Genomic DNA, 6,803 nt, shown 5'->3' with positions numbered 1-6,803 from the left:
GAGCCGCTCGGGAGCCGCAGGCTCGCGGCGTGCTCGCGTGCCGGGCCGAAGGCCTCGTCGGGCCCCTGCCCGGAGTCGGCGCAGAACGACTCGACGTGGGCGAGGGCGTCGCCGATGTCGGCGCCGGACACGTCACGCTCGCGCAGCGCGAGGACGAGCTCGTCGCGCCAGGCCCGGGGGATGCGCTGGGTCGTGGTCATGGTCGCCTCTCTCGGCTGCGGGTCGTGGTGGCGGACGTGCGGAGCCCGACGGGTGCCGGCTCGGCCGGTCCGGCGGGTGCTGCGCGCCCTGCGGTCGCGTGCCGCGCCGCAGCGTCGGTGACGACCGCGGCCGTCGTGGCCGCGAAGCGCGTCCAGGCCGTGCCCCTCGTCGCGAGCGCCGTCCGTCCGCGGTCGGTCAGGGTGAAGTACTTGCGCCCGGGGCCGCCGTCCCCGGGGCGCCACTCGACGGTCACGGCGCCGGACTCCTCGAGCCGCGCGAGCAGCGGGTAGAGCGTCCCGCCCTTGACGTTCCCGAGGCCGAGCTCCTCGAGCCGCGTGGTGATCGCGTACCCGTACGTGGGTCCCTCGTCGAGCACCGCGAGGACGCACACCTCGAGCGCGCCGCGCAGCCACTCGCCGGGCCAGGGCTCGACCGGCACCGTCGGCGACACGGGGCGCGTGGTGGCGTCGGTGGGCATGACTAGACGGTACGGCTGACTAGTCAGTGCGTCAATGTAGTGCTGTCGGTGGCGTCGCACCGGGCCACCGGGTCGGGAGGGCGCGACGACGGCCGACGGCCCGACGCGCGGGCGGACGGACCTCGGTGGTGTGGGTCCCGCGCCGTAGACTCGGACCCCATGAGCGAGCCCCTGCCTCCCAGCACCGGACCTGACGACCCGTTCGGCGCGGACCCCGGCTCGGGCACGTCGACGAGCGTCCTCGAGCGGTCCGAGACGACCGAGCAGGTCGAGCCAGGCGACCACGAGCGGTTCGCCCACTACGTCCGCAAGGACAAGATCATGGACTCCGCGCTGTCGGGGAAGCCCGTCATCGCGCTGTGCGGCAAGGTCTGGGTCCCCGGACGCGACCCCAAGAAGTTCCCGGTCTGCCCGGTGTGCAAGGAGATCTACGAGGGCCTGCGCCCACCGCAGGACAAGGGCCCCGGCGACTCCTCCGGCGGGAAGTGAGCGCGCCCCAGCGCCTGCCCTCCGTCCCCTCGACGCACGCGTCCACGTCGGCCGCGCAGCACCTGCCGCCGGCGTTCCCGGCGCGCGCGCCGTGGGGGACCGCGGGCAAGCTCCGGGCCTGGCAGGCCGAGGCGATCGAGCTGTACCGCACGCGCAACCCGCGCGACTTCCTCGCGGTCGCGACGCCCGGCGCCGGCAAGACGACCTTCGCGCTGCGGATCGCGACCGAGCTGCTCGAGGCCGGTGCGGTGCGCCGGGTCACGGTGGTCGCGCCGACCGAGCACCTCAAGCGGCAGTGGGCCGACGCCGCGGCGCGCGTCGGGATCACGCTCGACCCCAACTTCAAGAACGCGCAGGGCCGCCACGGGCACGGGTTCGACGGCGTCGCGGTGACCTACGCGCAGGTCGCGAGCAAGCCCGCGCTGCACGCCGCGCGCACGTCCGCCGCGCCGACCCTCGTGATCCTCGACGAGGTGCACCACGGCGGTGACGCGCTGTCCTGGGGCGACGCGGTCCGCGAGGCGTTCGAGGGGGCGACGCGCCGCCTGTCGCTCACGGGCACGCCGTTCCGCTCGGACACCGCGGCGATCCCGTTCGTGACCTACGAGCGCGGCGAGGACGGCATCCGCCGGAGCGCAGCCGACTACACGTACGGCTACGGCGACGCGCTGCGCGACCACGTCGTGCGCCCGGTCATCTTCCTGTCGTACTCGGGCGCGATGCGCTGGCGCACGAAGGCCGGCGACGAGATCAGCGCGCGCCTGGGCGAGGCCCTGACCAAGGACATGACCGCGCAGGCGTGGCGCACCGCGCTCAACCCAAACGGCGAGTGGATCCCGTCGGTGCTCGCCGCCGCGGACCGCCGGCTCACCGAGGTCCGGCGCTCGGTCCCCGACGCCGGCGCGATGGTCATCGCGACCGACCAGACCGACGCGCGCGCCTACGCCGGCCACCTCGCCCGGATCACCGGCACGTCGCCGACCGTCGTGCTCTCGGACGACGACGGGGCGAGCGACCGGATCGACGAGTTCTCGGCGTCGGACTCGCGCTGGCTCGTCGCGGTGCGCATGGTCTCGGAGGGGGTCGACGTCCCGCGGCTCGCGGTCGGCGTCTACGCGACGAGCACCGCGACGCCGCTGTTCTTCGCCCAGGCGGTCGGGCGCTTCGTGCGGGCCCGGCGGCGCGGCGAGACGGCGTCGGTCTTCCTGCCGAGCGTGCCGCAGCTGCTGGTCCTCGCGAACACGCTCGAGGCCGAGCGGGACCACGCCCTCGACCGTCCGTTGACCGCGGAGGAGCAGGGCGACGACTTCAACCCCGAGGAAGCCCTGCTGGCCGCGGCGAGCTCGGCGCGCGGGGGTGCGGACGCCGTAGGCCCCGACGGGCTGCAGGGGTCGTTCGAGGCGCTCGAGGCGCAGGCGTCCTTCGATCGCGTGCTGTTCGACGGCGGCGAGTTCGGCACGGGCGCGGACGTGGGCTCGGAGGAAGAGCTCGACTTCCTCGGGCTGCCGGGGCTGCTGGACGCGGACCAGGTGACCACGCTGCTGCGGCAGCGCCAGGCCGACCAGCTCAGCGGCAAGCGGCGCCCGAAGGCCAGCGCGCAGCAGGAGGCCGAGCGCCTCGCGGAGATGGACCACCGCAAGCAGGCCGAGCTGCGCAAGGAGCTCGCGCAGCTCGTCGGCGCGTGGTCGCGGCGCAGCGGTCAGCCGCACGGCGCGGTGCACACCGAGCTGCGGCGCCGGTGCGGCGGCCCCGAGGTCGCGCTCGCCGACCCGGACCAGCTCGCGGCGCGCGTCGAGATGCTCCGCGGCTGGTTCGTCGGCAAGCGCTGAGGACCGTCCCGCGCGGACCGAGGTCCTCGCGCGCGGCGTTCCGGGCCCCCGCGGGAAGCCCCTCGGGGGGCCGACGGGACTGCGGCGGGCCGCGCAACCCGAGGGGCATCTCAGATAGTGGACAGGGGGTTGCGCGCTTTCACGGAACTCTCATGGAAGCGTTTCTGCAGATCAGCGGCCTGGACGCGTGACCACTTACCAGCGAACCGCGCGTCCGCAAGCGCAACGCAGCGGATGCCGAGCCGACGTGCCGGTGCCACGGTTGAGGCATCACCCAGCACCGGGTACCCCCGGTCAGCTGAAGCGAACGGCCCTCGGGTCGTCTGAACGGAAGGGGCGCATCATGCCGTCCTGGCTCCTGCTCATCCTCGTCGGTGTCGTCCTCATCGTGCTCGGCGTCGCGACCGAGATCGGCACCTTCCTCCTGTGGATCGGTGTCGCGGTCCTCGTCGTCAGCCTGATCCTCGGCCTCGTCGGCCGTGGACGCGGCGCACGGATCTAACACCTCACGACGCGACGTCCGCGGCAGCGGTACCCCCACCCAGCCGCAGCGTCACCGTCGGAACCGCGGCCTCGTCCGCGGACAGGCGCCGGGCCCCCCGAGGCAGCTCGTCTCGGGAGGCCCGGTGCCGTTCTGCCGCCGTCCGGACGCCCGCGGCTCCCGTCCAACGCGTGTCCACGGCACCGTGCACCACGAGAGGCACGTGCAGCGGCCGCATCGTCTGGTCCTCGGGGCTCCACGTCGTCACGTCGGAGTCCGGCCCCGCGATGAGCACCTCCTCGACCGCCCGGCCCTCCTCGTCCAGCCGGCGTGCCGCACCCTTGCGGCCCCCCACGCTCGTCTTGAGCCGCGACGCCTTCGCGACCGGCTCGAGCGTCCCGTCCCGCCCCTCGCGCGCGACGAGCTTGTAGACCATCCCGCACGTCGGCGCCCCGGACCCGGTCACGACCGAGGTCCCCACGCCGTAGGAGTCGACCGGCGCGACCGCGAGCGACGCGATGGCGTGCTCGTCGAGGTCCGAGGTCACCACGATCCGCGTCCCCGTCGCCCCGAGCGCGTCGAGCTGCGCGCGCACCTCGTGCGCGAGCACCCCGAGGTCGCCCGAGTCGAGCCGGACCGCCCCCAGCCCCGGACCGGCGACCCGCACCGCGGTCTCGACCCCCCGGCGCACGTCGTACGTGTCGACGAGCAGCGTCGTGCCCGGCCCGAGCGTCGCGACCTGGGCGCGGAACGCCGACTCCTCGTCGTCGTGCAGCAGCGTGAACGCGTGCGCCGCGGTCCCGATCGTCGGTATCCCGTACCGGCGGCCCGCCTCGAGGTTGGACGTCGCCGCGAACCCCGCGACCGCCGCCGCCCGCGCCGCCGCGACCGCCGCCTCCTCGTGCGCGCGCCGCGAGCCCATCTCGAGGCACGGGCGCCCGATCGCCGCGCTCGTCATGCGTGACGCGGCCGACGCGACCGCCGAGTCGTAGTTGAGCACCGAGAGCACGAGCGTCTCGAGCAGCACCGCCTCCGCGAACGTGCCGTCGACGACGAGGACGGGGGACTGCGGGAAGAAGATCTCGCCCTCCGCGTAGCCGCTGATCGACCCCGTGAACCGGTACCCCGCGAGGAAGTCGAGCGTGGAGGCGCTCACGACCCCGGCCTCCGCGAGCCACTCGAGCTCCGGCTCCTCGAACCGGAAGTCGGCGAGCGCCTCGAGCACGCGCCCGGTGCCGGCCAGCACCCCGTAGCGACGCCCCGCGGGCAGCCGGCGCGTGAAGACCTCGAACACGCAGTGCCGCGACGCCGTCCCGTCCGCGAGCGCCGCGTCGAGCATCGTGAGCTCGTAGCGGTCGGTGAGCAGCGCGGTGCTGCTGCGGCGGCGGGCGGCGCGGTGGTCCGTGCCGGCGTCGGGCAGGGCGGCGGCGGTCTGCGGAGCGCTCATGGCGCAAACGTAGGCGGACGGGTGTCGCGCTCGCACCTAGAGTGGGCGCGTGGTCGCCCAGCTCGCTCCCGAGGAGACCGTCGCCGCCGAGGAGCACGCCGGTCTCGACGACGCGTGGGTCACGATCGTCTGGAACGACCCCGTCAACCTCATGAGCTACGTGAGCTACGTCTTCCAGTCCTACTTCGGGTACCCGCGCGCCAAGGCGGAGAAGCTCATGCGCCAGGTGCACGAGGAGGGGCGTGCCGTCGTCTCGACCGGCAACCGCGAGACGATGGAGGTCGACGTGCAGGCGATGCACGGATTCGGCCTGTGGGCGACGATGCAGCGCGGGGGGCAGTGATGCGCGGCTTCCGGCGCGAGCGCGGGGCGTTCGTCGCCGAGCTCGACGCGCAGGAGCGCGAGGTCGTCGCCTCGGTCGTCGCGGACGTCGCGGAGCTGCTCGGCGCGGCGCGCTTCGAGGACGGCCCGCCGCCGCCCACCGGGCACCCCGACCCGCTCGGGCTCCGCATGGACGAGGAGTGGGTCGCCCCGCCCGAGGACGCCGCGGTGCGCCGGTTGCTGCCCGACGCGTCGCGCGAGGACCCCGCGGTCGCCGCGGAGTTCCGACGGCTCACCGAGGCGGACCTGCGCCGCACCAAGATCGGGCGCCTCGCGGCGGTCTGGCAGCAGCTCACCGCGGACGACGGCGGGGTGCTCGTCGTGCGGCCCGAGGACGCGCAGGCGCTCGCCGCGACGCTCACGGACCTGCGCCTCGTGCTCGCCGAGCGGCTCGGGATCGTCGACGAGGAGGCCGCCGACGCGCTCTACGAGGAACTCGAGGGGGACGTCGCGGACGACGACGCCGCCGGGCAGGCGCGGCAGTACCTCGCGTCGGTGTACGCGGCGCTGAGCTGGCTCCAGGAGTCGCTGCTCGCCGTGATGCTCGACGACCTGCGCCGGCGCGGCTGACGGCCCGGGGGCCCGCGAGCGGCGTCACACCCGCAGCGCACCGGTCCGCCGCACCCGAGCGGTTAGGCTCGGCGACGTGAACGACGCCCCGATCGGCATCTTCGACTCCGGTGTCGGCGGGCTGACCGTCGCGCGGTCGATCCTCGACCAGCTGCCGCAGGAGTCGACGCTCTACATCGGCGACACGCTGAACACCCCGTACGGCGAGAAGCCGCTCGCCGCGGTGCGCGCGCACGCGCTCGAGGTCATGGACGACCTGGTCGACGCCGGCGTGAAGATGCTGGTCATCGCGTGCAACACCGCGTCCTCGGCGGTCCTGCGCGACGCGCGCGAGCGGTACACCCAGCGCCGCGGCATCCCGGTCGTCGAGGTCGTCCTGCCCGCGGCCCGCCGCGCGGTGGCGGCGACGCGCACGGGTCACATCGGCGTGATCGCGACCCGGTCGACCGTCGAGTCGCGCGCGTACGACGACGCGTTCGCCGTCGCGCCCGGTGTCGAGCTCGTGACGCGCGCGTGCCCGCGGTTCGTCGGCTTCGTCGAGGCCGGCATCACCTCGGGCCCCGAGATCCTCGCCGCGGCGCACGAGTACCTCGACCCCGTCCGCGACGCGGGCGTCGACACCCTGGTGCTCGGCTGCACGCACTACCCGCTGCTCACGGGCGTCATCTCCTACGTCATGGGGGAGGGCGTCACGCTCGTCTCGAGCGCCGAGGAGACCGCGAAGGACGTGTACCGCACGCTCGTCGCGCACGACCTCGAGCGCGACCCGGCCGCGGGGCCGCCCGAGCACCGGTTCCTCGCGACGGGCGACCCGGCGTCGTTCCACGTGCTCGCGCGCCGCTTCCTCGGGCCCGAGGTCGGGGCGGTCGAGGACCGGCTCGCGCTGCGCTGGCAGGCGCACCGGTGACTCACGGCGCGGGGGGCGCA

At 74.7% G+C, this 6,803-nt stretch carries 8 protein-coding genes and 1 pseudogene; 6 read left to right on the top strand and 3 right to left on the bottom strand.

Annotation, left to right across the window (positions count from 1 at the left end):
- Together CCE01nite_RS12165 and CCE01nite_RS22600 are read right to left on the bottom strand one after the other, a co-directional pair.
- Nucleotides 1–200 (bottom strand): annotated as a pseudogene (locus tag CCE01nite_RS12165) (hypothetical protein); the annotation flags it as partial.
- Complete coding sequence (locus tag CCE01nite_RS22600) at nucleotides 197–679, bottom strand: PadR family transcriptional regulator (protein WP_084142925.1); 483 nt, start codon at nucleotides 677–679, stop codon at nucleotides 197–199. The gene CCE01nite_RS22600 and the pseudogene CCE01nite_RS12165, both read right to left, overlap by 4 nt.
- A gap of 159 nt (nucleotides 680–838) precedes the next feature.
- On the opposite strand from CCE01nite_RS22600, the gene CCE01nite_RS12155 reads away from it, so the two are divergent.
- The 3 genes from CCE01nite_RS12155 to CCE01nite_RS21340 all read left to right on the top strand — a co-directional run bounded on the left by CCE01nite_RS12155 (nucleotide 839) and on the right by CCE01nite_RS21340 (nucleotide 3,499).
- A complete protein-coding gene (locus CCE01nite_RS12155) occupies nucleotides 839–1,168 on the top strand; it encodes a DUF3039 domain-containing protein (RefSeq protein ID WP_034634365.1) in 330 nt (109 codons plus the stop codon).
- Entirely contained in the window at nucleotides 1,165–2,997 is a 1,833-nt protein-coding gene (locus CCE01nite_RS12150) for a DEAD/DEAH box helicase (protein WP_034634364.1), read from the top strand. The genes CCE01nite_RS12155 and CCE01nite_RS12150 overlap by 4 nt, the downstream gene beginning before the upstream one ends.
- A 343-nt stretch (nucleotides 2,998–3,340) precedes the next feature.
- On the top strand, nucleotides 3,341–3,499 hold the full coding sequence (locus CCE01nite_RS21340; protein WP_169744051.1) for a hypothetical protein: 159 nt from the start codon (nucleotides 3,341–3,343) through the stop codon (nucleotides 3,497–3,499).
- Between the two features lie 4 nt (nucleotides 3,500–3,503).
- On the opposite strand, the gene CCE01nite_RS12145 is transcribed toward CCE01nite_RS21340, so the two are convergent.
- Entirely contained in the window at nucleotides 3,504–4,817 is a 1,314-nt protein-coding gene (locus CCE01nite_RS12145) for a nicotinate phosphoribosyltransferase (protein ID WP_246056506.1), read from the bottom strand.
- A gap of 157 nt (nucleotides 4,818–4,974) precedes the next feature.
- On the opposite strand from CCE01nite_RS12145, the gene clpS reads away from it, so the two are divergent.
- The 3 genes from clpS (at nucleotide 4,975) to murI (ending at nucleotide 6,783) form a co-directional block, all read left to right on the top strand.
- Entirely contained in the window at nucleotides 4,975–5,268 is a 294-nt protein-coding gene (gene clpS / locus CCE01nite_RS12140) for an ATP-dependent Clp protease adapter ClpS (protein WP_034634363.1), read from the top strand.
- Entirely contained in the window at nucleotides 5,268–5,876 is a 609-nt protein-coding gene (locus CCE01nite_RS12135; protein WP_034634376.1) for a DUF2017 family protein, read from the top strand. The genes clpS and CCE01nite_RS12135 overlap by 1 nt, the downstream gene beginning before the upstream one ends.
- Nucleotides 5,877–5,952: 76 nt before the next feature.
- Complete coding sequence (gene murI, locus CCE01nite_RS12130; protein WP_034634362.1) at nucleotides 5,953–6,783, top strand: glutamate racemase; 831 nt, start codon at nucleotides 5,953–5,955, stop codon at nucleotides 6,781–6,783.
- Nucleotides 6,784–6,803 lie beyond the last annotated feature (20 nt).

The organism is Cellulomonas cellasea, from assembly GCF_006538745.1.
Classification (GTDB): Bacteria; Actinomycetota; Actinomycetes; order Actinomycetales; family Cellulomonadaceae; genus Cellulomonas_A; species Cellulomonas_A cellasea.
The sequence above is the reverse complement of the archived record's forward strand: the minus strand, read 5'-3'. Positions and strand labels throughout refer to the sequence as shown.

Bases quoted from the DNA above. Each gene is read 5' to 3' on its own strand.
- CCE01nite_RS12135 (WP_034634376.1), top strand. From the start codon at position 5,268: ATGCGCGGCTTCCGGCGCGAGCGCGGGGCGTTCGTCGCCGAGCTCGAC.
- CCE01nite_RS22600 (WP_084142925.1), bottom strand. From the start codon at position 679: ATGCCCACCGACGCCACCACGCGCCCCGTGTCGCCGACGGTGCCGGTC.
- CCE01nite_RS21340 (WP_169744051.1), top strand. From the start codon at position 3,341: ATGCCGTCCTGGCTCCTGCTCATCCTCGTCGGTGTCGTCCTCATCGTG.
- CCE01nite_RS12145 (WP_246056506.1), bottom strand. From the start codon at position 4,817: ATGCTCGACGCGGCGCTCGCGGACGGGACGGCGTCGCGGCACTGCGTG.
- CCE01nite_RS12155 (WP_034634365.1), top strand. From the start codon at position 839: ATGAGCGAGCCCCTGCCTCCCAGCACCGGACCTGACGACCCGTTCGGC.